The sequence below is a fragment of the Neobacillus drentensis NBRC 102427 genome, assembly GCF_001591445.1.
In the GTDB taxonomy this organism is placed as follows: domain Bacteria; phylum Bacillota; class Bacilli; order Bacillales; family Cytobacillaceae; genus Neobacillus; species Neobacillus drentensis.
In genome coordinates, this window is sequence record NZ_BCUX01000005.1 from 134281 (window position 1) to 159915 (window position 25635).

Below are 25635 nucleotides of genomic sequence, written 5' to 3' on the forward strand. Positions count from 1 at the left end.
CCCCCATTCTTTAACGAATGAGGGCTTATTTTTTAACATATTCTAGGAAACATCGTTCCTGATAATCTAGTTAATAACCGTTTCGAACCAAGTGGTGTTTCTAATAGCAACTGGCCTTTTTCTTTTCCAACAATTGAACCGATTACCACAGCGTCCTTGCCTTCAGGGTATTCACGCAATATATCTAACACCTTTTCCTTTTCCTGCTGGGCAACGATAATGATTGCTTTACCCTCGTTAGCTAAATACAGAGGGTCAAATCCTAATAGATCACAAACACCATGTACCTCTTCCTTAACAGGCAGGTCGAGTTCGTTAATTTTCATTGTAACTCGAAAGTCTTCAGCGATTTCAACAAGTGTCGTTGCCAACCCGCCTCTGGTCGGGTCACGCATAATCCGAACACCATTTGTATAATCCAAAACTTCAGCAAGCATTCGATTCAGTGAAGCACAATCACTGTTAATCGGAACCGTGATGCCTAACTCACCCCTGGCTCCAAGAACCGCAACCCCATGATCCCCAATGGTACCTGACACCAGAATAGCGTCCCCTTCTTCAAACTCAAGGCTGCAGCCTTTATTCAGTTCATAGATGCCAATTCCTGTCGTGTTAATGTAGACTCCATCGGCACTGCCGCGTTCGACTACTTTTGTGTCACCGGCAATGATGGAAACACCGGTTTTCTTTGCTTCGTTCGCCATATCGTGCACAATCTTTTTCAAATCAGAGATTGGGAAACCTTCTTCAATCACAAAACCACAGGTTAAATAGACAGGTTTCGCCCCACTTACTGCGAGATCATTGATGGTGCCTGCGACGGCTAATTTACCAATCGATCCACCTGGAAAAAAAATCGGTTTAATTACAAAGGAATCCGTAGTAACAGCAATCCGACCAACAGGGATATCGACGGAGGCCGCATCAAACAAGGCGGAATCCCCGTCCCCAAATGATTCTATAAACACATCCTTGATTAAGCGATGGCTTAGTTCCCCGCCATCACCGTGTGCCAAGCTGATATATTTCTCCATTAGAAACTCTCCCTCATGTATTGATAATAGGCTGCACAGCTGCCTTCCGCCGATACCATACAAGGTCCCACTGGGTTCATTGGGTGACAGGCTTTACCAAACAGCGGACATTCATCTGGAGAAATCAAGCCACGGATGACCTCACCACAGCGGCACTTCGTTTTTCTTGGCTCCCCGACTTCCACGGTAAACCGTTTTTTCGCATTATATCGATTGAATTCTGGTTTGAGGTCTAATCCACTCTGTGGAATCACACCAATGCCGCGCCAAGCCTCATCACATTTGGTTAAATATTTTTCCATCCATTGGTGAATCACTTGATTCCCCGTTTTACTGACAATCGCTGGATGGTTATTAACAATTGCAGCATGGCCTGTTAGTGCTAACTCAATTGACTTGTATATGCCCATTAGTAATTCAGCTGTTTCAAAGCCTGTAATCACACCAGAAATATGATATTCATCGACTAAATACTGATAAGAATCCTCGCCTAAAACAATCGACACATGACCAGGAAGCAAGAAGCCGTCCAAATTCACTTCCCCTGCATCTAATAAATAACGAAGTACAGGTTCCACCAGTTTTGTCGTCATCCATATCGAAAAGTTATTAATTCCGCGTTTTTCCGCTTCCCCAACCATCAGTGTCAAGATTGGAATAGTTGTTTCAAAACCAATCCCAAGAAAGATTACTTCCTTATCAGGATTCTCCTCGGCAACCTTTACTGCGTCAACCGGTGCGTACAAGACACGGATATCCTTCCCGGCAATCTTTGAATCCAGTAAAGTTTTGTTCGATCCCGGGACCTTCATCATATCGCCAAACGTACAGATAATCCGGTTTTCTTCCTCAGCAAGAGCAATCATGGCGTCGATCGAACGTTGGTCTGTCACGCAGACAGGGCAGCCCGGCCCTGAAATCAAGTTGACATCGTCCTTTAAGCATTGCTTCACGCCAGTTCGAGCCAGCGCCATCGTGTGTGAGCCACACACCTCCATGAGGGCTGGCTTCCGGCCAAATTTCTCCTGAAATTCTTTTGCTTTTTCGATAACGGCCTCCACTAGGGGTTTACAAATTTCGGGGTTATTAGACAGTTTCAGAATTTCGAGCATTGACCAGCTTCCTCCATTCTTCGACGCTCTGTTTCGCATAGGTTTCATCGACAATACTCATTGCCTGACCGGCATGGACAATCACGTAATCACCAAACTCGACCTCAGGAACAAAGATAATTCCCACCGTCGTTTGTGAACCCATCACATCGACGACCGCACTGTATTCCATCTTTTTGACTACTTTTGCAGGTACTCCAACACACATTTGTTAGCACTCCTTTTTGCTGCGGCAACCACTAATTGCCCGTATGATAATCCCCCATCATTACAAGGAACATTTTCCGGTACATAGACATTAAAATCCCTTTGCAATAATTCTGCTCTGATTCTCTTTCTTAAATAGCGGTTATGAAAACTGCCACCTGATAAAACAACGTTCTTGTTTGCCTTAGGTTTTTTCTTTTCTAATCTCACCATTACGGCAACAATTGCCTGTACAATGGTTTCATGGAAACGCCCACTGATTGTGGGGATATCCTTACCGGCAAGAACATCCATGCTTATTTCTTTTATCATCTTGGAAAAATCAATTGTAAAACCATTGGTATCCTCTAAATTAAATGGATATGGCTGATAAATTAACTGTTCGTTTGCGAGTTCGGCTAATTGAATCGCCGCTTCTCCGTCATAGCTAGACACTTTTGTTATACCGCAGATTGCACTAACAGCATCAAACAATCTGCCGCAAGTCCCGGCATAAACCGTATTCAAATTTCTCTCAATCATCATTTTTAAAATATTAATCTCTAAAGATTTATCTGTAAAAATCGCTATTGCAAGGTCTAACCCTTCGTCCCCATGAAGGGCGATCAGCATGGCAGCTGCATTTCGCCACGGCTCGCGAATACATTTTTCACTTCCAGGAAGAGGAGTATAGTGTAAATGGGCCATGCGTTCAAACCCAGCGGCATCTCCATAGAAGATTTCAAATCCCCAGATTTTGCCGTCAAGTCCATACCCCGTTCCATCTAAAATGATGCCATAGGTCTGACCAGAAAGCTGATGTTCAGCGATGCATGCGGCCATATGGGCATGATGATGCTGAACTTCGATTACCTCAGGAAAATTATATTCTTTGACTAACTTCTGAACTTGATAGTCTGGATGGGTATCAATCACAGCTGTCTCTTTGGGAATGTCAATCCATGTCAACAGATGCATTAATTCATGCTGATAATGGTCAATCGTTTCGATATTCTCCAAATCACCAATATGGGGACCGACAAAAATTTGCTCATTTCGTCCAATCGTAAACGTTGTTTTTTGCTGACCACCAAAGGCAACTATACCTGTTACATCACTAGTTGTCGTAAACGGGTCGGGGACATAGCCCCTTGACCTTCTGAAGAAATCAACTTCCCCATCATTTAGTTGAACTACCGAATCATCAACCGGATGAAGGATCTCGCGGTTATGCATCAAAAAATAATCAGCAATGCCCTCTAGGTAGCGAGTAGCCTCATCGTCTTTGAATACAATTGGCAAACCGGAAGGATTAGCACTGGTAATCACAAGGCATGATAACTCCGGGTCAGCCAATAGTAAATGATGATGCGGTGTATAGGGAAGCATGGCACCAATTGTCCCCATATCAGGTGCCACACTTGGTGCCAACTCATACTTGCAACTCTTCTTCAGCACTACTATCGGTGCTTCAGGACTCCGCAACAGCTCAGATTCTGCATTATCTACTTCCGCAAGCTGCACCATCGCTGAAATCGAAGCAGCCATGACGGCAAGCGGCCGCATCGGCCGTTTTTTTCGTCTCCGCAATTCGACTACAGCCCGCTCATTTCGAGCATCGCAGCACAAGTGGTAGCCACCTAGCCCCTTAATTGCGATAATGTTTCCTTCTTTTAATAGTTTGATTGCTTCGATTAGCGGATTCTCAGAATCTATCTCTTCTCCATGATTCCCTAACAACCGCAGCTTTGGTCCACATTTTGGGCAGGCAATCGGCTGGGCGTGGTGGCGCCTGTTCGTTGGATCCTCATATTCCCTCCGGCAATCCTCGCACATCGGAAATTCCTTCATTGATGTGTAGGGCCGGTCGTATGGTAATTCCTCTATAATCGTGTAGCGCGGACCACACTGAGTACAATTGATAAACGGGTATTGATAGCGAAAATCCTCGGGATCATTCATTTCATTTAAGCAATCTTCACAAACCGCCGAATCAATTGGGATTACAAGCATGGATGTCCCGCTCCGCTCACTTGCAATAATCATAAAGTCTTCTGCGTTCTCCGGTTCGGTCCCATTAACAACTAATTCATTGATCTTTGACAATCTCGGTGCCTTGTTTTTCAAGTCTGCTAGAAATAACTGAATAGCCGCAGACTCTCCTTCAAGATGAATTTTGACTCCATCCATATTGTTCTGAACGGTACCGTTGAGATGATATTTATCAGCTAGTTGAAAGACAAACGGCCGGAAGCCAACGCCTTGCACCCTGCCCTGAACAGCAACCTTTACTGCCGTACGCATCGTACATAGGCCCCTTCAATCCAGGAGAACCATTCATGCAGCCCTTCCTGTGTTCGAGCGGAAAGGGGGAATAATGTAGATTCCGGATTGATTTCCGATAAGTCTTTTCGCGCTTCTTCGACACTAAAATCAAGGTATGGAAGTAAATCGATTTTATTCAACAAGACGAGTTCCGTCCGCATGAACATTTGCGGATATTTAGGGATTTTATCATTTCCTTCTGGAACACTGAGAACGGCCACTTTATGATGCTGTCCTAGGTCATAGCCAGAGGGACAGACAAGATTGCCGACATTTTCAATAAACAATAAATCGATTTCATCTAGATCCAATTCTCCTAGGGTAGCAGCAATCATTCTGGCATCAAGATGGCAGCCGCCATGGGTATTTATTTGAACGGCTCTTGCACCCATTGCCCGAATCCTGTCTGCATCTCTTTCCGTCGCCAAATCGCCCTCGATAACAGCAATACGATATTTTTTTGCTAATGCCCTTACTGTTTCTTCCAGCAAAGTCGTCTTGCCTGCACCAGGAGAACTCATTATATTAACGACCAAAGTTTTCGTACTTTCAAAGAGCTCCCGATTAAAATCAGCGGCCTTGTTGTTATTGGTTAATACGTCTGTTCTTAATGTTACCTTCATTTTTCAAGACTCCCTTCGTATGACAAAACCTGAAATGTTTCTCCTGTTAGGACTTTCCCAGATGGGACGTTACAGTTTGGACATAAGGCGATTTTTTGTTCTGGTCTGTATTTTTCACCACATAAAATACATTCTGCTTCTGCTACTTCCAAATGAATGACTAATTGCGCTTGTTTTGTAAACAGATGCGAATTTTGCTCACGAAAAATATCGAACGCCATGCGAAGCGCATCCGGCATGGCATTGGCAATTTCCCCGACGATTAATTCTACTTTTTCAATCTTGCACAATCCTTTTTCGGCTGCGTCTTCATGGACCAACTGGAGGATATCTCCCATTAACGCCATTTCATGCATGCTTTTCACCCTGTTTCCTCTGTTTCTGAAAACCGATTAAACATGTGTCATCTTTGATCTTTATCGGGTAAGATTCAAGCTGTAGATCACCTGTATGGGTTTTAAAATTGTATTCTTTTTGACAATTCAAACATTTCCCCGTTGAGTATAGTGTTGTAACAATAATAATATTCGAACATACAGGACACACTCCGTCCATTGCCTGCATGTTCGTACCATTTCGTGTTACTATAACCGGCTTTCCACCGATAAATTTCATTTCTAGTTCGGATGCTCCGTCATTCTCTTTCACTAAAGGAAACCAAGTGATGCCAAGGGCACGGTCTGCTGCCACTTCGACCTTCTCCAAATCCTCACTTAAAAAAGGTTCATAGACAGACTTAACCGTTTGCAATAAACTGCCAGCCATTTCCCTTAGAAAATCGCCCCGTCTCATGATGCATCTCTCCAACGTATTACTTGATTGATAACTGTTTCGGCAAGCTCCCCAAGTTTGTTCTGGTTTGTCTCGGTTAACTCAATCCCCATTTGCAGGGAAGTAGGCTGCATCCCGAACATTACAATTTGTTTTGGATAACGTTCTCTTAACTTTGCAGCAAGTAAAACCTCTTGAAATCCAAGCTGATGAATCGACATTTTAATCCCAAAATAGGCCGGTATTTCGTCGCCTACTAACGTGATGATTGTACCCGGTTCTTTCCCGGCATTGATGGCATCAATGATAATTAAGTTATCCGCATCCTCTACAGGACCCAATAATTTCATGCCATCAGTCAAACCTTCAATAATTTCGATATTATCATAGTTTTTTAATGCCTCTTCCAACAATGGCAAAAGGTGAATGCCAACACCCTCATCTGAAAAGAGGGTGTTGCCAATTCCTAAAATGGTAATCTTTTGGTCTATTTGTCTATTCATTGTTTTTTTCTCCTACAGATTTTCTCGTTGTTGTTTTATAACCTGAAAACATGGAAGAAATGGAACCATTCCGTTCAAGATAATCATCACGAAAAGCCATGTAAACATGAATAAGTGTGAATAACATGAAACCCCATGCTGCTAAATGGTGCCAGGAGCGAAGTGTAAAGCTGTCTCCCCCGAATAGGTATGGCACCCAGACAAACAATTTTGCCCAGAAGGATTCTTGCTGTGGCTCAAAGTACATATAGAAACCAGTCAGCATAACAATCCATGAGCCCAGTCCGATAAAAATCCAATAACTTAACTGTGCCAACGGGTTATGGCCCACATAATGAGGTTTTTTATTTTTCAAAAATAAATAAAATTTGACGGTTTCAAAGACTTCTTTCCAGAAAAGCCATCTTAATGGGTTTGAGGTCGCAAATTTGTTTCCTTTAAAAACCCAATACAAACGAAAGATTAGATTAATTGTAAATAGAAATGCTGCAAAAAAGTGAATGTACCTCATCCAACCCATTAGATTAGAATAATAGGCTTCATCAGGAATTATTGCAGCCGAAAATGGTTTCCCAATATACACACCGGTCCCCATTAACAGGATGATAGCGAACATGTTCAACCAGTGGAATATCCTTACTGGCAACTCCCAAACGTAAACTCTTACTTCATTTTTAACTGGTTTATAATGAATGGGCCTTTCGGTGTGAAAGGAATTCTCGCTGTTAATCCCCGGACGATCGGGGAATGGACCCGGTGGTTGAGTCGGTAAATTTGGCGCAGCCATCTGTCTCCCTCCTAACCTAAACGAATTTCAGTCGTCGTATTCGTTTCCAAATCTGTTAAGTGTACGGCACAAGCTAGACATGGGTCAAACGAGTGGATTATCCGCATGATTTCTAGCGGCTGCTCTTTATTTAACATTGGAGTCCCTTTAAGCGCTGCCTCATAGGCACCGATATTATTTTTGTGATCCCGTGGTGAGGCATTCCAAGTGGATGGAACCACAGCTTGATAATTATTTGTTTTTCCATCTTTAATATCAATCCAATGTCCGAGTGCTCCGCGCGGTGCTTCCATCCAGCCAACACCTTTGGCACGTTCCGGCCATGTATTTGGCTCCCATTTTGAACGATCAAAGGTGGTTTGGTCGCCGTTCTTCACATTTTTTAATAATTCATCCATGTCATTGCGTAACCATCCGGAAATCAATACTGTTTCAAGTCCACGAGCAACGGTTCGACCCAAGGCAGATTGTAAGGCAGTAATTGGTAAATTAAGCTTTTTCAACGTTTCATCAACGATATTTACAATTTCTTCTTTTCCAGCTGCATAACCGACAATCATCCGTGCGAGTGGTCCTGTTTCCATCGGATGCTCTTTCCAACGTGGTGCTTTGAGCCAGCTATATTCCTTATCGGTATCCAATTGTTTAAATGGTGCTTTCGGGCCAGTGTAGTTTAAGGTGGTTTCACCATCAAATGGGTGTTTTCCTTTGCCTCCTGAATCGCCATCATAGGTGTACCAAGAATGATCGATAAACTCCTGAACATGCTCAGGGTCTTTAAGGTCAACGTCTAAAACTTCTTTCAGGTTCCCGTTTAAGATAATTCCTCTTGGCATCCTGTAAAGTTTCGTATCATAGATATCCCCTGTTGAGAAATCACCATAGCAGAGGTAATTATTTAAGCCGCCGCCATAAGTCCAGTCTTTATAGAACGAACCAATTGCGAGTAAATCTGGGATATAGACTTGATTAACAAATTCCTTTGCTTGGTCAATTAGTTGTGAAACATGCATTAACCTTTCAGCATGTACTCCGTTATCGCTGTCGATATCTAATGGTGTTGCCATCCCACCGACAACATAATGCGGATGCGGATTTTTGCCGCCAAAAATGGTTTGGATTTTAACTATTTCCTTTTGCCAATCCAACGCTTCTAGATAATGGGCTACGGCTAGCAAGTTGACTTCAGGAGGGAGTTTATAAGCTTTATGTCCCCAATATCCATTTGCAAAAATTCCAAGCTGCCCACTCTGAACTAATTTCTTCACTTTGTTTTGCACATCAGTGAAGTAGCCTGGTGATGATTTTGGCCAGCTTGAAATGGACTGTGCAATTCTTGAGGTTTCTGCAGGATTGGCACTAATCGCACTAACCACATCAACCCAATCTAACGCGTGCAGGTGGTAAAAGTGGACCACATGGTCGTGAACAAACTGAGCTTCGTTCATGATGTCACGAATTAAATGGGCATTTCTAGGTATTTTTATTTTTAATGCATCTTCAACCGAACGAATCGATGCTAGCGCATGGACTGTCGTACAAACTCCGCAAATCCTTTGCACATATGCCCACACATCCCGCGGATCCCGGCCTTTTACAATTAGCTCTAGTCCACGGACTGAGGTACCTGAGCTAAATGCGTCATTAATAACGCCTTTTTCATCCACATCTACTTCTACCCGAAGGTGACCTTCGATTCTCGTTATTGGATCTACAACTATGCGTTCACTCATTCCTCTTCACCCCGTTTGTCGTCTCTCTTTCTCTTAATTACCGTCCCTGCTGCATGGACGGCAATACCTGCAGTAGTCAAGCCAATAGCTGCTAAGCCCACAGCGTCTGGATTAATGGTCGTTTGCGTTCCAGGAATTTTGGCTCTTCTCGTGTAGAACGGACCATTATCCCAGAAGTCCTTTTCGGAACAGCCGATACATGGATTACCAGATTGTATCGGGTAGCTAACCCCGCCATTCCATCGCATTTCTGCACACGAGTTGTAAGTCGTCGGACCTTTGCAGCCGACTTTATATAAGCAGTAGCCTTGTTTGGCTCCTTCATCATCAAAAGATTCTACGAACAGGCCGGCATCAAAATAAGCACGTCGATTACATTTGTCATGAATACGATGACGGTAAAAAGCTTTCGGACGTCCAAATTGATCAAGTTCCGGTAATTTGCCAAAGGTAATAATATGAGCTATCACCCCTGTCATTACTTCAGAAATTGGCGGACAGCCCGGCACAAGGATGGTTGGAGTATCTTTAACAAAGCTAGTTACCGGCTTCGCTCCCGTCGGGTTAGGATGTGCTGCGGCAATTCCTCCCCAGGACGAGCATGAACCATATGCAATAATTGCTTTTGCGCCTGCAGCCATTTCTAGGAATGTTTCTTTTGCCGATTGACCAGCAACGGTTAGGAAGGAATCATCCTCTGGTATGCTGCCTTCCACTGCTAGAACATATTCCCCTTTATAATCCTTTAATACTTGTTTCATGGAAGCTTCTACCTGGTGACCGGAAGCAGCAGATAATACTTCTGAATATTCAAGAGAAATCATTTCTAGTAAAACGCTTTCAGTTTTTGGTTGTGATGAACGAATAAACGATTCTGAGCAGCCCGTGCAATCTTGAAATTGCAGCCAGACAACAGGAACTCTCATTTTTGTCTCCATGGCTTTAACAACTTGATCTGATTGGGTAAACTCTAGCCCTAATGTCGCAGCTAATGCTGTACACATTTTCAGGAAGTCACGCCGGTTAAATCCGTGATCGATTGCGGCTTCATATACTGTTTTCTTTTTCTTCATCCGCTAACCCCTCCACCTATCATGAAAATAAATAAATAAATAAATAAATTTAATTACAAGAAAATTGTATTATATTGGCAGGTCTTTAGTCATGAATATTCAAGAAAATACACAAACTATCCTTAACTGTATTAATACAATATTTTCAGTGATTATGTTGTATATGTCCGTAAAAACAGCATAAAAAAAGACCCGAAGAGAATTTAATCCCTTAGGGTCTATGCATGCATGATTAATTAAGCCTCTGCTACTTCCTCATCCAATTCATCTTCTTGCTGCTTTTTCAAGCGCTTGCGGTAGACAAACTTTGATAAATTAATACTAATCTCATAAAGGAGCAAGAGTGGTACGGTTACGACAAAATCAGACATAAAGTCCGGTGGTGTAATAACGACCGCGATAATTATCAAAACGAAGTATGCATATTTACGAATTTTTGAAAGGACAAACGGATTGATGATTCCAAGTGAAGTTAAAAACATAACGACAACTGGAAGTTCAAATAATACACCAAATGGCAAGGTCATATTCATGATAAAGCTAAAATATCTCTCGGCTGTGAAGTTTGTGACAAACATATCCCTACCCATATTTACTAAGAAGTCTAGTACCATTGGGAAAATAATAAAGTAACCAAAGGCTAAACCAATGATAAATAAGAAAAATAATGCCGGAACGTATGAAATGGTTATTTTTCTTTCAATTGGTCTTAATGCCGGTCTGACAAACAGCCAAATTTGTAATGCGAGAACAGGTATCGTTCCTGCGACGGCAACAACAGTTGCCAGCATGAAATAAATCCACATAATATCACTAGGGCCAAGCACCAATAGTTTTGTATTTCCAACAAACCATTTATAGATATCATCAACATAAATAAAGCCTACGATAAAAAAAACTACAAAGGCAAGTGCAGAAACAATAATTCGTTTTCGTAATTCCTCTAAATGATCAACTAAATTTAATTCTTTATCATTCATGTACTTCCCCTGCCAATTTCAAAAGGTTAAAGATATGCACGTGTATATAGCTTTCAGAGGTAAAATTCTTTTTTAACTCTAAATTAATTGCGCCATGTTGTTAATATGAACATGTTTTTACATGTTATTATAGGTTAAATTAGAGAAGAAAAAGGTGTAAGACAAAAAATCTCACAACCTTATTTAGTCAAGTTTTTCTTTTCTTCGTCAATATCCTTCATAACATCATCAGTGAGTTCACGTGTAGATTTTTTAAATTCCTTTAATGTTTGTCCGAAAGCACGACCAATTTCCGGAAGTTTCTTAGGTCCAAAGATAATCAAAGCTAATGTTAAGATTAAAATTAAACCGGGTACACCGATATTAGAAAACATGGATTTACATCCCCTTCAATTGTTGTATGTTTCTACTATGATTATAGTACCGATATTTCATTTTGAGTTAGTTATATGCAATAATTCATAGTAAATTCACAATATCTATTAAAAGTACCCTAAAAGTGATATTTAGCATTTTCTTATCACATTAACCATTACTAATGACAATTTATCAATTACCACTAATGAAGTCAATGATTATTTCGTTTAAATAATTTTTAAAATATTTTGATAATATGCTTTTTTTGGATATACTTGGAACAATATAATCATATATTTGTGAAAATGATAAACCATATGGAATGGATGTGATGTGGATGGAATTTTCACTTTGCAGTTATGATGGAGCTCTTCCTGTCGAAGTAACACTTGATGATGATAACGGGAGATACACCATTCGCAAAAGCGATCGCAGCGGAGAATATTTTAATAGCCCTCTGGAATTAATAAACTGGGTTAAAACGCATTTTAACGAAAGAGAATTTTGCCATCCACATGAATTTAGGGGTATGCTAGAAAAATTAGCAGAATACGAATTAAATGGATCTTATTTTTAATCATTAGCAGAAGAAGCATCAGCGATACGCTGATGCTTATTTTTATGGGTAAACCCACAACAATCCGTATTACAATCTTCGATTATATATTCTGAATTCATAATCGTACGGATTCTTATCATCCTTTAATCCCTTTTCACAGGACACCAATTTCCATTTGCTGACATCAAATTTAGGGAAATACGTATCACCTGTAAATTCCTCATGAATAAGCGTGATGTAAAGTCGGTCCGCATAATCAAATGTCTCATTAAATATTTCCGCTCCGCCAATAATAAAGATTTCATCGCTTTGCTTCTTGCTGTACTGAACAAAATCCTCAACGGAGTAGATTACCGTACAATCCTCACTCCGGTATTCTTTTTGCCGCGTGATGACAATATTTTCTCTACCGGGAAGGACACGCCCAATCGATTCATGCGTTTTTCTTCCCATCGCGATAGGGTGACCAATGGTGACCCGTTTAAAAAACTTTAAATCTTCTGGCAATCGCCATGGCAATTGATTATCTTTCCCGATGACCCGATTTTCGTCCATCGCGACAATAAAGGAGATCATACACTGACCACTCCTTTAATATGCGGATGAGGGTCATACCCTTCGAGCGCAAAGTCTTCATATTCAAAAGAGTAGATATCCTTGACAAGCGGGTTAATTTTTACGATCGGTAAAGACCGTATTTCTCGACTCATTTGCAATTTCACTTGTTCGAGATGGTTCTGATAAATATGAACATCACCAAAAGTGTGGATAAAATCACCTGGCTTAAGGTCGCATACCTGAGCAATCATCATGGTTAGAAGCGCATATGAAGCGATGTTAAACGGGACGCCAAGAAACACATCCGCTGAACGTTGGTAAAGCTGGCAGGATAGCTTTCCGTCTGCCACATTAAATTGGAACATACAGTGACAGGGCGGCAACGCCATTTGATCAATCTCTGCGACATTCCAAGCATTAACAAGCAATCTTCTTGAGTTTGGATTCGTTTTTATCTGGCCAATTAACTCCGTGATTTGGTCAACGGTTTTACCGTCAACACCTGTCCAGGAGCGCCATTGATGACCATAAACAGGTCCTAATTCCCCATTTTCATCTGCCCATTCATTCCAAATACGGACTCCATTCTCCTGTAAATACCGAACATTCGTATCTCCATTTAAAAACCAGAGCAATTCATAAATAATTGATTTTAAGTGCAACTTTTTGGTTGTTATCAGCGGAAATCCTTCCGCCAAATCAAATCTCATTTGATAACCGAAGGTGCTGATTGTTCCAGTCCCCGTTCTGTCACCCTTCACAGTTCCATTTTCCAGCACATGCTTACATAGCTCCAGATATTGCTTCAACTTGGCCACTCTCCTAACTGCATTACATATTTCTCTATTTTAACAATCAAGGACGAATTAGTGAAGCTGTTTAATCAAATCGAATGTCTCCGGAGCTTTCTTACGTAATAATTCTTTTGTATCATTATTCAAATAATACATAGCGAAACTCTCTGCAAAATATTCTTCCGGGTATAAGAAATAACTGTTTCCCGGAAACAATTGTTCATGTTCCTTTTCCCACACACGTAAAAAATCCTTTGAACCACTGATTTCGTCATACACATAGCGGTCAATCGAATGCGCCAATTCATGCAATTCTAAATTGACGGAACCATGCCCTTCCCCTTTTTCACTGGCCCCAATCTTTACAAGGACGACCTTCGACCCTCCCATCCCTGGAATATCATCCCATGTTACATGAGAGTTATACCCCCTTGGGACCTGCCCTGCATATTGCCGAGCTGTGGGATTATCAGTGAGTTTTCCTGTAAATAGTTTCAGATTTATTCCTTGATTGTTTATTTTTTCTAAAAGGGAATAGGGTAAGGAATTAATTCTTGAAATAATGTTGGCGGTTTCTTGCTCATCAAAAGGATGATTTGGCAAGACAATAATTTGCTCTAAAAGTGGGAACGAGTGCTCAACTTTAAGAGATTGATAGAGTATTGAGTTTTTAGAATAATCTCCAAGCAAAATTTCATCATTGGAAGCTTGTGAGGTCGTTATGGATGATAGAAATAAACCAGCGAATATTATCGCAATAAACGATTTTCGCATCACATCATCCCCTATTCATTCAATATTTTAATTGAATTATAGCATAGGAATTCGGCAGCTTAATTTGAATTCCTAAGCCAAAAGTGGGGGATAAAGGAAAAAAAGCCGCCAAATATGGCAGCTTCACAATTTAAATTATTTAAACTTCTAAACCATAGTTTCGGCAAAGCGCGGCTAATCCACCAGCAAACCCACTGCCAATCGCGTTGAATTTCCATTCACCGTTATGGCGGTATAGTTCACAAATAACCACGGCAGTCTCGACAGAAAAATCTTCACCTAGATCAAATCGTAAAACCTCATTATTCGTGTCTTCGTCAACTAAACGAACAAAGGCATTAGAAACCTGACCAAAATTCTGGAATCTTGCTTCCGCATCATGAATGGTCACAGTTATCGCAATCCGATGCACGTGAGAAGGCACTTTACTAAAGTCAATCTTGATTTGCTCGTCGTCGCCGTCACCTTCGCCGGTACGGTTATCGCCTGTATGTTCGACGCAGCCTGAAGGGTGAACCAAATTATTATAAAAAATAAAGTCAGAATCCTGTGTAACTCTGCCATTTGCATCTGCTAAAAACGCTGATGCATCTAGGTCAAAGTCATTTCCTCCATTATAACGATTTGTATCCCAGCCGAGGCCAATTATAGCCTTGGTTAACCCAGGGTTCGTTTTTGTTAAATCGATTCTTTGTCCCTTTGCTAAGTTAATACCCAAACGTATCACCTCTATCTAAACTTTATTTCTTACTTAACTAAAGCTCCGAACAACTTCACTTAAACTGGCTGCATTTGTAGCGCTGCCAATCGCTGCAAACTTCCATTCATTACCATGGCGATAAATTTCTCCTGTCACAAGACAGGTTAACCCGCTGTAATTGTCCGTTAAATTGTAGTGAAGCAGCTCTTGATTGTTTCCTGGATTCACGACTCTGATAAAGGCATTCTTGATCATGCCAAAGTGCTGCTTTCTCTTCACGCAGTCATAGATATTAACCACGAAAACAAGTTTATGAATATGGGAAGGCACTCTGCTTAAATCGATGATTACTTGCTCGTCGTCGCCATCTCCATCGCCTGTTAAATTATCGCCTGAGTGTTGAACACTGCCATCCATGCTTTTTAAGTTTCCAAAGTAAACGACGTCCTTATTGTTTTGAAGCTTATCATTTGCACCAAGCATGATAACAGATGCATCACAGTCAATATTAGCAGCACCGCCGCCGCCGAATAAACCACCAAATAAACCGCCGCCACCTCCGCTTTGTACTGGATCCCAGCCTAAACCTACCAAGATTTTAGATAATCCCGGATTACTCTTTGTTAAATCAACACGTTGACCTTTTTGTAAATTAATAGCCAATTCAATCACCCCTATAAGAATTTAGTAAATCAAAATATAATTAAGATTGTTTCAACTTTTTAAAGTTATCCTGTAGTTGCTCTAAACGTTTGGTTCCTTCAATCCGCATTCGTTTATTTTCTTCTTCAATAGCCCTTGTTTCCTGCATGCCCTTGATAATAATGTTCCAAGATTCTTCAATGGTCTCGACTTTAATACTTGGACCACCCGCGAGCCTAGCAATGTCTGTGCTTTGCTGCGAAATATTTTGTGCATTTTTAAGAAGCATTTCATTGGTCCTGCGGTCAAGCTCACTCATTGAATCAGCAACCAGCTTTTGTCTTTTCGCCGCCATCGCTTGGATCAAACCATTTTTAAAAATCGGGATGGTAGTCACAAATGCTGAATTGATTTTTCCTATCAGTTTTGTATTTCCTCTTTGCAATAGCCGAATTTGAGGCGCTGTTTGCAGTGAGACCATTTTGGCCATTTCTAGATCATAAATACGCTGTTCCAATAACTCAATGACATTTTTCAGAGAATCTAATTGCATTGAGGCAAGTTGGTCACCAGATGCAGAACGGGCTTCAAGCTGTGGAAGTTGACTGTTTTTTAGTTCCTCCACTTTTATTTCACCGGCAACAATATATTTTTCAAGCGTTAAATAGTATTGGTAGTTTTGCTCATACATTTGCTCGAGCATATTTGTTGAATCAACCATTTCATGCTGATATTTCGATATTTCTATGTACACTTTATCAATTTCGGAGCCCATGGTTTGGTATTTGCCAAACAGCTTTTCGACTACCTTTTCACCCTTTTTAAAAAGCTTTCCAAAAAATCCACCTGAGGTCTTTTGGAAGTCCTTGGCATCAAATTTATCCATGATGCGACCTAATTGTTTTAGAAGTTCACCTGAATCCTCAACTTTTGTTGTCCGCATATTATTTAATATTTGGTCAGAAAAACGAGAAATTTGAACGGCTGGTTCCTTTCCAAACTCTAAAACTTGAATTTGATCACGTTCATCAATGGTTCGTGCCAAATTCTGAATTTCTGGTTCTTTGCGAAGTGCAAGTTTAATATCAGAGACTTTTGTTTCTGTCAGGATGTCATCCGCACCTGCTGGCGTTAAGCCGCTTGATGAACTTGGCGTAAGGTTCACTAGTTAATCTCCCCTTAAATTTTTTAAGATTCCTTGAAAAAGCCCTTTTTTAAAAATAGACGGCTCTTTAAATTCTAAATTAAAAACAACGTCTTCAAGCCAATGTGTATCAAATAAGCGTTCGTCTAAGTAACTTTCAATATCATTATGGCCTGGAGGATTATACAAGATGATATCTATACCAAATTGATTTAATAGAAGGATTAACGCTGCATCCGACCGTGACAGTATTCCGGTTAATTCATTATTATAAATGATTAACTTCGGTACATGTTGCGAGTAGTCAAATCGCTCTAGCAATTGAATGATGGGCTTTGGCATAAATAATCCCTGTGTAAATAAATACATTTTAACATCTTCTATACTTTCCCTCGGTTGGAGCTTTAAACCTGGTTTTTCGCACATTCTCCTAATTGCATTTGCGATTCCCTTTTGTAAGCCTGAAGATAAAAAGGAATAGGGCCAGTAATGTGCTTGCATCATAATCGCTGGATTAATTAAGCCATCCTTCCCCAGAGCATTTCGATAATGAAAGCGAAAATCACTTGTGCTTGTCATTGTAATTGGCAAACGGCGAATCAATAGACTGTTTTCTAATTCACTGAGTGATTGCAAGCGGTCCCAGTACTCTTTTCGATTTTTACTAACACCCTGTACCTTCGCAAAAATCGATGGAATTTTGACTCCTCCGTTCCCTACTTCAAAATCAGGCCTGACCATGGCTATTTCTTTCCCAAGAATAAATAGTTCATCATAGGTTGTTTTTAATGTAATGGAGGAAGGCGTATAATCCCTTAATTGCCAAGGCTTGTAAAGACCTGAACCTTCTTGGTTTAAAATCGTTTCAATTTCCTTTGATGCCCGATAGGCAACGGTAGCCTTTCGACTGCGCTTTTCTTTTGGAAAGAGTTCTGCAGGCAGCCTATTTTGAAAATGATGAGAGAAGATTGGCTCATGAATCATACCCTCTAAAATATCCTTACCTTCTGGATGGAAAATAACAATATCACAGGCGAGCTTGCTTAAATAATATAAGAAATATTGGTGACTTTTCTTAAAGTCGCCGTACCACAAAAATTTAGGCATTTCCTTTTGTGGATCAGCCTTTTCCAAAACGGGTTGTAAATGATTGATTGACCATTTAACAATGTCAACAAGAACCCTACGTAGTTCATGGTTCTTTAGCCCGTCTTTTTCAAGTTTTGCGTACAACTCTAGTGTTGCGATCATCGCCTCTCTTAGCTTTCGATGGACAACTGGCACCTTTGATTTCAACAAAAGCTGTTCCCCATCCAGAAAAGCTGTAAAGCGGTTGATGGACAGCTTTTGTTCCCGATTAATATTGATGACTTTTTGAATGGATTGAAAGTGAGTGTTATTAATGGTTTTATCAAGTGATTCCTCACTTAACAACTGAAGGTTCCATTCAGGGTTATTAACATAATCAAACAGCTGGTTATAATAGTTATCCGTATCGATTGGTATCCCTAGGAACTTCCCAAGTACTTGCCCAATATGGATTGCTCCATTTTCTAATGAGTAATTGGGCCGTTCTGGCAGCGTTTTTTTCAGCAACGTGGACCAGGTTTCATACGTAAGGGATACAGGATGGGCGATTAACTGATTTAATGGTAGATGCATTCATAATCCCTTCCTTAAAAAAGAAAGCTTAATTCTTTAGCAAATTATGTAAGGTTTCCATATCATCATATCACAGTTAATTAATTGGTTCATTTGTTTATACGAATGTCATTAAAAAATGTTTCGCCATTTTCACTATTTCCTCATTTTTCACCTTTTCCCTTGTCCTTACATACTATTTGAGTACTGACACTAAAGTAGGTGACTCGAATGAGGTTTTTATATAAGCGGCCAAGGATGGAACACATACAGGATGAATTAAATACGGTGATGGAAGTAATGGTTTCCGATGTATTTATTTATCTGGACTTATTTGTGTTCAGTTTCATCTTTACCATGCTGCTTTCTTCGGCATTGCATTCACTAGCCCTTTCAATTCTATTCTTTTTTGGCTGCTATAGTTTATTTGCTTGTGTATATTTTTATGTATTTAACCGAAAAGAAAAGAAGATTAAACTCTAAGCTGCATTAGCTGTAAAAACTGTTGGATAATCTCTTCTCCTGCACCCACACCATAATTATTTGTAAGAGTATAATTACTGGTGCCTGACACCCTAGCGAGCTCACCATGTGCCGGGACAAATCGATTTTGACAGTTTTTTAGAAAGTCCCAATCTAGAACGGAGTCCCCCGCACCCGCAATGACTTCGATTCCTTCTCGCTTAGAGATAAATTCAAGTGCATCCCCTTTGCTAATTGCCCGTGGGATAAAGTATAGCTTCCTTCCTTGCAAAGAGATTCTCCATCCAAAAGAAACAGCCACATCATTAATTGCTTTTCGGTCCAGAGCAGGTGGGAGACTGTTTAATATATAATAGAAAAATAAGTTCTCTGCCTGCTTTATTTGCCCGTCAAATTGAAAGCCTTCTCTTTTTAGATTAGCAAGCAGCTCTGTTTGGGGAGCTGATTCCGCGTTCATCTGATTAAAAATATGTGATGACCACTCTTCCATCATTTCACCTTTATAAATAATATTTGCCCCATTTGAAGTAATCGCATATTTTAGCGGAATGTCTTTCTTAAAGATGAAGAAACGGTTAAATTGCTCTGTTGTCCTCGTAGTAACCGGCACAAATAGACTTGCTTGAGACAGCTCTTTTAAAGCAAAAAAAGATCGATCTGTCATAAAAGCAACCCAGTCATTATCTTTTTTCTCTACAGGTCTAAGGGCTGTTTTATCAAATTCCCCCAGTTCTTCGATGGCCCGTTTCGAATAAACCAAGGTACGGTCAAGGTCGGATGCAAAAATCATTGGTTAATCCCCTTTACCGACTTGATTAAGCCGCAGCATAAATACTTTAAATTTGGATAGGGTACAATCTCTACTCCCTTTTCTTCTGCAAGCATAAGAATATGTTTGACAAAAGGACTTGCTGGGTCGCGCATCAGAATCTTCCACGGAACCCTGCGAAGGAGAACTCTTGTTGTTTCTCCGACACCCGGTTTAATATAATGGGTGCTTTCAATTGCAAATTCAGCTTGAATACGCTTGACATCCTCCATCCCTAAGAATCCGGTTTCTATTTTTTCGTTGTTCCTTTTTGTCGCAAGCTTCGCTGATTCCCCGGCTATGTGTACAAATTCCTTACTAATCAAATTAATATATTCATTGGAAACATCAACCGGGATTAAATCATGGTAATACTTTGCTCCATGGAAATCATCTTTTCCGATATATTGTTGATTTAAAACCGTCCTGCTCACCAGACCTGAAACGGTTGAATTTAGACATGCACTAGGGATTAAGAAATCCTCACGGGTCCCAAACAGAGTGGTACAATATCCCGGATCGGCGATGACTGCTAATGTGTCATCAAGCTTAATCCCATATTTTTTGTGATAATCATCGCAGGCTTTTGTCAATTCAAGTGAAATTGCCCCTTTTCCAGTCCAACCATCCACAAATTGAATATCCGCCTCTGGATACTGGTTCAATATATATTGAAGTGCATTTTCGTCAATCCCTCTGTCGCGGATGATTGAAACACTGTAATGCGGCAAATAAACATGGTAGTGCATGTGGATATATCTTTTGATTAATATACCCACAGGTGTACCAGCACGTGCGAGGGAGACCAATACGGTCTTATCACCCTTCAATTGATAGATTTGTTCTGCGACAATGCCAATACATAAAGCTACTTTTTGTTTGTATTCCTGTAAAGTTTCCCAAAATAAATCCACATATGCCTTTGGAGGCTGATACTCTATGGGAAGAGATTCGCTATAATGAACCCCTGATTGAACCATTAACTCCCGATTTTCTGTGGAATCCTCTAGCTTAATAGCGCTTAAATCCTTTAAAAGAAATTCAACATCCTCCGCTTTATAGCTTCCGATATTTGCTGGCTTATTCATTGTGGTTTTCAATTTGATCACCTCGGTATTCAGAAAAAAAGACGAGCCTAATCATCTTAATTTGTAATTTTTCCAGTTCTTTCAGTAATGGCTGCAGATTCTCTAACATTACTTTTCTCTCAAAGAAAATAAATATTTCATCGTAGTATCCGAGCGGGATATTATAAAAATAGTGTGTTATATCTTGGTCTTCTGGATTTGGGAAAGATGCACCATATCTTGCACCGTAACCAACTTCGTCTTCGATAAAGATGGGACTTCGAGTAGTTGATTGATAAAAAACATCTCTACCCATTTCGGCAGTGAGTCTCATAGGAAGATACATAAACTCACCCGTGCCTAGGCAAAGAGTCCTTTTTCCGTTCCTTTTTTGGTTCAAAACATTCGCAGCTGCCCGGACCTTCTGGTGAAGACTAATATTTTCTGAACTAGTTAGCCCAAATCGACCAGTCTCTTTAATAAATGCATGGCTATTCAACTGGTTATTTACTGAATAGGAAGTAGTCGTGAAAATAGAAGATAGATCGATTTGTTCAACAGCTGCCTCAACTCTTTTGTTGTATACAACATTTGTTGGCCGATTAACAATTTCACCATGCTGCTTCACCTGTACTGTACCTGCCAATAGACTGACCACATTGATTTTAATCCCAAGTTTCTGTTCAAGACAGTTAAAACGATTAAGATTTTCTTCTGAACGCCAATCCAGAATGGAAATAACGGTATAAACACCTCTCGGGAATTTAGCATGAATCGATTCGATAATATTTAAAGCAGTTTTACCCGTTGTCATTTCATCGTCAACGAGAATAATATCTCGTTCATTTTGGATCATTTCTAATGGAATATAGCAGCGATGGGATGTCGCATGAGAATGCTCCTCTTCAAAAGTAATCTCGGGTTTTCCCTGTTTGAGCTCTTCCCTGGTAGTATGAAAGTATTCTGCAGATTGAAAACAGTTAAAGAAAGCATGCCCAAGGGCAGTCGCTGTTTCAGCAAATCCTATCACGACAGGTCGAATATTTTCCGGGATAAAGGCCATACACCGGTATGATTCGCCTCTTCTAAACGAGTCTAATAGTTTCTCAGTTTCTAAACATTCAGTCCCCTTAACTGTTTCTAAATATCTCGCACCAAGCAGGGCACCAGTCAGCAGCCCTTTATTAGGATTAATTGGCAGGTGTTTACCCAGTACCTTACTTACGAATAGGAACGAGCGTTTCTTATTAATCCTTGCCGCCATTGTAAAAAAATCTTCCAGCGGCAAATCATACGGATTTTCAGACACTTCAATCTCAGTTTCAATCGAGTCTAGGATATTATACGTATACTTCTTTTTTGATAAGGTCAATATTTGTAAATTCTTCATGTAACACCCCGTACAGCTGTGATTTTAAGACAGTCTTCTTTGCCCAATAAAAGTGAGGTTTTATTTCGTTCATTTTATTAGCAAAATTACTTTTCATAACACCAATTTCCCCGGTTGAAGCTTTTATGATATTGCTAGCATCGATGAATTCCTCGTAGGATACAACATTAAGAGCTTGAACTACTTTGATGTGAGATGGGTGAATAATCGTTTTTCCTGTTATACCGTTTGCGATATCCATAAGGATTTCTTGAATTAACCCATCCATATGTTCATCAATTAATTTTGCTCTCCATTTCAACCCTTCATCCCCATACCGTTCACGGAACGGTGTTTGCCTAAGCTGCGGCTTTAACATTCTCTTTTTCGCTGAAAAATACTCCCAAACAGGACCGGAGACAACGTAGGCACTTTCAAATCGTTGAAAGACATTGATAATATCAGAAATACAATCTCTTAAGACAGCGATATCATAAACGGTTGTATCTGCACTTCGGCGAATTCCATACAATCCACAAAAATCAGTGGCCCCTATTCGAACATTTAAAATAATGTCCTTATAGCGATCGAGAAGATTCTTTATACCTATTAATTCTTCCATTCTGGTTTCTTTCTGAATGACCTCCGCTGTCTCCAGAATCGGCATCGCATAAAAAGGACGTTCAACCCTATGAAATCGGAGAACTTCAACTAACAGTTCTTCCCCATTTTTAACGTTGAATTTGGGAAGTACGACCCCTGTAAGCAGGCTAATAGCATCCCCTAATTGTTCGCTTACCCGTTTAAACTGCTCGAGGTTCCGGATTCTAATAAACATGAGCGGCAGATCCGTAAAGCTTAAAAAGCCCCTACTTAATTCACTATACAATTTTAATAATTCATTGATAAGCAATGCCTCCGCACCTGTTACCTCGTTATCACCTACGGCATCTTCTAAGTCGATGACGAGAGAGGTTAATCCTTCATGTTTCTTGGAGAGAATCTCTTGATGGATATTTGGGCGTGTAGCAGGCATATAAAGTGTGGCTCCTAAACCATAAGAAAGAAGCTCACGCTTGGAATATTTAGTAAACGCCTGCGGTTTTTGAAAGAAGAAACGTTTAATATCATCTTCGTAAAAGTATGTAAAAAATTCCATAACCAATTTCTCCTCTTAAAGGGTAAAAAATAGGGGAGACGGACTCTCGTCAGCTCCCCATTTTCGTCAAAAGTTTTTAGTTTTGTTTGCTGGTTTCCTTTTTCTTATTCATGAAGTGAACAATAAAGGTAGCTGCAAATGTTACGGCTAGAATAATAAAGAAATGTAAGGATTCAATATGAATGTTGATTAACGGTAACGTAAGTGCCATCTTAATAGCAATAATCAGAATTAAGATATAAGCAGTGGTTTCAAGCTCAGGAATCCTATCAATGAGTGTTAGAAATACTCCGGCAACACCACGCATCATTAATACCCCAAGAATCCCGCCTACAAATAATATCCATACCTGATTGCTGACACCAAATGCTGCAAGAACGCTGTCAACCGAGAAAGCAATATCCATTAATTCAACAGCAGCTACTGTTCCCCAGAAGGTACCGAATAAACGAATAAGCAAACCGCCTTGGTTAATTCCTTCTGTTTCCTCCTCATCGTGACCAGTATCCCCTTTACGCTTATCGATGAAATACTTTATCGCTAACCAGGCAAGATACGCGGCCCCAAGTGCTTTAATGGCCCAAAACTTGATTAAGTATACACCGATTCCAATCGCAATAAATCGGAATATATATGCTCCTAATAGACCATAGAATAAGGCTTTCTTACGCTTTTTAGGTTCCAAATGTTTAACCATAACGGCTAAAACAAGCGCATTATCCGCAGATAGTAATCCTTCCAAAATAATAAGTGTCCCAATAAGTCCCCAGCTGACTGGGTCGGTTAATATCTTACCCCACATATTCAAATCAAAAAATTGTGCATATGTGTCCAAGATATGATTCAAAACTGACATTAAAAAAATTCCTCCTAGAATATAAAAGCGGAAGCGCCTTGTTCAGGGGTGACAAGCATAAGACGAGCCGTAATGAAGGTTGCTCTTTAACCTTCATGACGGATTGGCTTATGACCTCGAGCCCCTAGGCGCTGCAGCTAGACAGATTGGCTAAACAAAATTTTGGAAAAAGACCCATTATGGATTGGGTCTCTTACTTCTTAAATATTAACCTACAGATAGTCCAAAGTCAGTTGCAAGTGCAGCTAATCCGCCTTGATAACCGCTGCCGATGGCACTAAATTTCCATTCACCATTGTGACGATACAATTCACCGACAACGATTGCCGTTTCAATTGAGAAGTCCTCCCCTAAATCATAGCGAATCAGTTCCTCACCATTCGCCTCATTGTAAATTCGCGCATAGGCATTGGAAACTTGACCAAAGTTTTGACTTCTGCTGTCAGCATCATGAATCGTAATAGTAAACGCAATCCGCTGAATATTAGCAGGTATAGTATTAAGACTTACTTTTACACCTTCATCATCACCATCACCAGCACCAGTGCGATTGTCTCCAGTATGTACCACGGCTCCATTTGCTCCTTGTGGATTATTATAGAAAATAAAGTCACTTTCATTTGTAACTTTTCCATTCTCTCCCAGTAGGAATACAGAAGAATCTAAATCAAAGTCATTCCCACCATCATATTTGTTTGTATCCCATCCAAGTCCAACCACAACATTTGTCAAACCAGGATTTGTTTTTGTCAAATCAACTTTTTGTCCTTTTGATAAACTTACTGCCATTTTTTCATTCCTCCAATTTAGGTGATAGTCTATTTACGAGTTTGTGATAAAAAGGTTTCATTTATTATAATAAATTTTTTTCCTACCTATAAGCAAATCAACATTAACTCATCCACTTGGGTGGTGTATTTTTTGCCCAATAAATCGAACCTAACTCATGATGGCTCTGGAATTGGTCATGGTAGGTATGGTAATGAAAATTAAACCAATATCCTGCCTGCGGTGGATTATCTCGTCTAACATGAAAACGAAGGATATCCTTTCCGAGAAGGCGATTGTTAACATTAAAGATTTTTTCAGAAAGCCCCGCACCAGGCTGTTCTGAAATGGTGAGGTTTTTCAAATCTTCTTCAGGAAATTGGACAGCCACTTCCTCCAGTGCCTTTTCAATATTTGGTAAAATAATCTCTCTGAATTCATTTTCGATGACAGGTTTAATCCTTGTACCAAATTTCTGATAGGATTGCAATTCAGCTTGCTTTATTAGTTCTCCAATAAATTTTTCTTTATCAAAATTCGAATCTTCAATAAACGTATTGGTTTGTCCGAAAGTACTTTCAGTTGAAGGCGCTTCGAAGGCATCTCGATCAGCGAGATTCTCAGCGTTTACTGTGTTAATTAATTGTGTAGGCGTTACGAGACCAAAGGTTAAAACAGATACTAGTACAAATAGTGTTTTTCGAAGCCAATTGTTCATTTTTTAGATCACCTTATTCTTTTCTTTATTCTCTTATGTTCAAAAAATAGGTATTATAAAAAATATTATACTTCTTTTTTGTATAAATGGAAAATTTTCTATACTCCTATC

At 40.0% G+C, this 25635-nt stretch carries 29 protein-coding genes; 2 read left to right on the top strand and 27 right to left on the bottom strand.

The window, feature by feature from the left end; genetic code table 11:
• Positions 1-32 precede the first annotated feature (32 nt).
• The 13 genes from hypE to BDR01S_RS03255 form a co-directional block, all read right to left on the bottom strand.
• Positions 33-1034 carry a hydrogenase expression/formation protein HypE gene (hypE, locus tag BDR01S_RS03195; protein WP_066256878.1) on the bottom strand — a complete coding sequence of 334 codons (1002 nt, stop codon included), beginning with the start codon at positions 1032-1034 and terminating at the stop codon, positions 33-35.
• The gene (gene hypD, locus BDR01S_RS03200) at positions 1034-2146 is read right to left on the bottom strand and encodes a hydrogenase formation protein HypD (protein ID WP_066256881.1); all 1113 of its coding nucleotides are present in this window, start codon (positions 2144-2146) and stop codon (positions 1034-1036) included. Before hypD ends, hypE begins: the two co-directional genes overlap by 1 nt.
• The gene (locus tag BDR01S_RS03205; protein WP_066256883.1) at positions 2121-2354 is read right to left on the bottom strand and encodes a HypC/HybG/HupF family hydrogenase formation chaperone; all 234 of its coding nucleotides are present in this window, start codon (positions 2352-2354) and stop codon (positions 2121-2123) included. Before BDR01S_RS03205 ends, hypD begins: the two co-directional genes overlap by 26 nt.
• Positions 2327-4636 (bottom strand): carbamoyltransferase HypF, encoded by a 2310-nt coding sequence (hypF, locus tag BDR01S_RS03210; RefSeq protein WP_066256884.1) that lies wholly within the window; start codon positions 4634-4636, stop codon positions 2327-2329. The genes BDR01S_RS03205 and hypF overlap by 28 nt, the downstream gene beginning before the upstream one ends.
• A complete protein-coding gene (gene hypB / locus BDR01S_RS03215) occupies positions 4621-5280 on the bottom strand; it encodes a hydrogenase nickel incorporation protein HypB (RefSeq protein WP_066256886.1) in 660 nt (219 codons plus the stop codon). Before hypB ends, hypF begins: the two co-directional genes overlap by 16 nt.
• The gene (locus BDR01S_RS03220; RefSeq protein ID WP_369691096.1) at positions 5277-5627 is read right to left on the bottom strand and encodes a hydrogenase maturation nickel metallochaperone HypA; all 351 of its coding nucleotides are present in this window, start codon (positions 5625-5627) and stop codon (positions 5277-5279) included. The genes hypB and BDR01S_RS03220 overlap by 4 nt, the downstream gene beginning before the upstream one ends.
• Position 5628: 1 nt before the next feature.
• A complete protein-coding gene (locus tag BDR01S_RS03225; protein ID WP_066256892.1) occupies positions 5629-6072 on the bottom strand; it encodes a hypothetical protein in 444 nt (147 codons plus the stop codon).
• Positions 6069-6554: a HyaD/HybD family hydrogenase maturation endopeptidase gene (locus BDR01S_RS03230; RefSeq protein ID WP_066256893.1), complete on the bottom strand. Its 486-nt coding sequence runs from the start codon at positions 6552-6554 to the stop codon at positions 6069-6071. The genes BDR01S_RS03225 and BDR01S_RS03230 overlap by 4 nt, the downstream gene beginning before the upstream one ends.
• Positions 6547-7341 (bottom strand): Ni/Fe-hydrogenase, b-type cytochrome subunit, encoded by a 795-nt coding sequence (gene cybH, locus BDR01S_RS03235; RefSeq protein ID WP_066256894.1) that lies wholly within the window; start codon positions 7339-7341, stop codon positions 6547-6549. Before cybH ends, BDR01S_RS03230 begins: the two co-directional genes overlap by 8 nt.
• An 11-nt stretch (positions 7342-7352) precedes the next feature.
• Positions 7353-9074 carry a nickel-dependent hydrogenase large subunit gene (locus tag BDR01S_RS03240; protein ID WP_066256899.1) on the bottom strand — a complete coding sequence of 574 codons (1722 nt, stop codon included), beginning with the start codon at positions 9072-9074 and terminating at the stop codon, positions 7353-7355.
• The gene (locus BDR01S_RS03245) at positions 9071-10147 is read right to left on the bottom strand and encodes a hydrogenase small subunit (RefSeq protein ID WP_066256901.1); all 1077 of its coding nucleotides are present in this window, start codon (positions 10145-10147) and stop codon (positions 9071-9073) included. The genes BDR01S_RS03240 and BDR01S_RS03245 overlap by 4 nt, the downstream gene beginning before the upstream one ends.
• Before the next feature lie 236 nt (positions 10148-10383).
• Complete coding sequence (tatC, locus tag BDR01S_RS03250) at positions 10384-11127, bottom strand: twin-arginine translocase subunit TatC (protein WP_066256904.1); 744 nt, start codon at positions 11125-11127, stop codon at positions 10384-10386.
• Between the two features lie 179 nt (positions 11128-11306).
• Positions 11307-11501 (bottom strand): twin-arginine translocase TatA/TatE family subunit, encoded by a 195-nt coding sequence (locus BDR01S_RS03255; protein ID WP_066256906.1) that lies wholly within the window; start codon positions 11499-11501, stop codon positions 11307-11309.
• Between the two features lie 320 nt (positions 11502-11821).
• Here BDR01S_RS03255 and BDR01S_RS03260 point away from each other — a divergent pair, with 320 nt between their 5' ends.
• Positions 11822-12061, top strand: a complete 240-nt coding sequence (locus tag BDR01S_RS03260; RefSeq protein ID WP_066256911.1) for a hypothetical protein — start codon at positions 11822-11824, stop codon at positions 12059-12061.
• A 69-nt stretch (positions 12062-12130) separates the two neighbouring features.
• Here the strand turns inward: BDR01S_RS03260 and BDR01S_RS03265 are convergent, their stop codons facing one another.
• The 7 genes from BDR01S_RS03265 to BDR01S_RS03295 form a co-directional block, all read right to left on the bottom strand.
• Entirely contained in the window at positions 12131-12619 is a 489-nt protein-coding gene (locus tag BDR01S_RS03265) for a dihydrofolate reductase (RefSeq protein ID WP_066256914.1), read from the bottom strand.
• A complete protein-coding gene (locus tag BDR01S_RS03270) occupies positions 12616-13410 on the bottom strand; it encodes a thymidylate synthase (protein ID WP_066256917.1) in 795 nt (264 codons plus the stop codon). Before BDR01S_RS03270 ends, BDR01S_RS03265 begins: the two co-directional genes overlap by 4 nt.
• A gap of 57 nt (positions 13411-13467) precedes the next feature.
• Positions 13468-14169 carry an anthrax toxin lethal factor-related metalloendopeptidase gene (locus BDR01S_RS03275; protein WP_066256919.1) on the bottom strand — a complete coding sequence of 234 codons (702 nt, stop codon included), beginning with the start codon at positions 14167-14169 and terminating at the stop codon, positions 13468-13470.
• A 139-nt stretch (positions 14170-14308) separates the two neighbouring features.
• The gene (locus BDR01S_RS03280) at positions 14309-14887 is read right to left on the bottom strand and encodes a TerD family protein (protein WP_066256922.1); all 579 of its coding nucleotides are present in this window, start codon (positions 14885-14887) and stop codon (positions 14309-14311) included.
• Between the two features lie 33 nt (positions 14888-14920).
• A complete protein-coding gene (locus tag BDR01S_RS03285) occupies positions 14921-15532 on the bottom strand; it encodes a TerD family protein (protein WP_066256924.1) in 612 nt (203 codons plus the stop codon).
• A 40-nt stretch (positions 15533-15572) separates the two neighbouring features.
• Positions 15573-16676: a toxic anion resistance protein gene (locus BDR01S_RS03290; protein ID WP_066256929.1), complete on the bottom strand. Its 1104-nt coding sequence runs from the start codon at positions 16674-16676 to the stop codon at positions 15573-15575.
• A gap of 3 nt (positions 16677-16679) precedes the next feature.
• A complete protein-coding gene (locus BDR01S_RS03295) occupies positions 16680-18317 on the bottom strand; it encodes a YceG family protein (RefSeq protein WP_066256935.1) in 1638 nt (545 codons plus the stop codon).
• A 237-nt stretch (positions 18318-18554) separates the two neighbouring features.
• Between BDR01S_RS03295 and BDR01S_RS03300 the strand changes: the two genes are divergently transcribed.
• Positions 18555-18779 (top strand): hypothetical protein, encoded by a 225-nt coding sequence (locus BDR01S_RS03300; protein WP_157406100.1) that lies wholly within the window; start codon positions 18555-18557, stop codon positions 18777-18779.
• Here the strand turns inward: BDR01S_RS03300 and BDR01S_RS03305 are convergent.
• From BDR01S_RS03305 to BDR01S_RS03335, 7 genes are all read right to left on the bottom strand, one after another.
• Positions 18769-19569, bottom strand: coding sequence for an HAD family hydrolase (locus BDR01S_RS03305; protein ID WP_066256938.1), 801 nt, complete (start codon positions 19567-19569; stop codon positions 18769-18771). The two genes, BDR01S_RS03300 and BDR01S_RS03305, sit on opposite strands and share 11 nt — an antisense overlap.
• Positions 19566-20675 (bottom strand): cysteine protease StiP family protein, encoded by a 1110-nt coding sequence (locus BDR01S_RS03310; protein ID WP_066260219.1) that lies wholly within the window; start codon positions 20673-20675, stop codon positions 19566-19568. The genes BDR01S_RS03305 and BDR01S_RS03310 overlap by 4 nt, the downstream gene beginning before the upstream one ends.
• Positions 20668-22044 (bottom strand): phosphoribosyltransferase family protein, encoded by a 1377-nt coding sequence (locus BDR01S_RS03315; RefSeq protein ID WP_174523424.1) that lies wholly within the window; start codon positions 22042-22044, stop codon positions 20668-20670. Before BDR01S_RS03315 ends, BDR01S_RS03310 begins: the two co-directional genes overlap by 8 nt.
• Positions 21995-23182, bottom strand: a complete 1188-nt coding sequence (locus BDR01S_RS03320) for an HpcH/HpaI aldolase/citrate lyase family protein (RefSeq protein WP_066256941.1) — start codon at positions 23180-23182, stop codon at positions 21995-21997. Before BDR01S_RS03320 ends, BDR01S_RS03315 begins: the two co-directional genes overlap by 50 nt.
• Before the next feature lie 76 nt (positions 23183-23258).
• A complete protein-coding gene (locus tag BDR01S_RS03325; RefSeq protein ID WP_066256944.1) occupies positions 23259-24038 on the bottom strand; it encodes a TerC family protein in 780 nt (259 codons plus the stop codon).
• A gap of 207 nt (positions 24039-24245) precedes the next feature.
• Positions 24246-24827, bottom strand: a complete 582-nt coding sequence (locus BDR01S_RS03330) for a TerD family protein (protein WP_066256945.1) — start codon at positions 24825-24827, stop codon at positions 24246-24248.
• A gap of 103 nt (positions 24828-24930) precedes the next feature.
• Positions 24931-25524, bottom strand: a complete 594-nt coding sequence (locus BDR01S_RS03335; RefSeq protein ID WP_066256948.1) for a YpjP family protein — start codon at positions 25522-25524, stop codon at positions 24931-24933.
• Between the last annotated feature and the right edge of the window lie 111 nt (positions 25525-25635).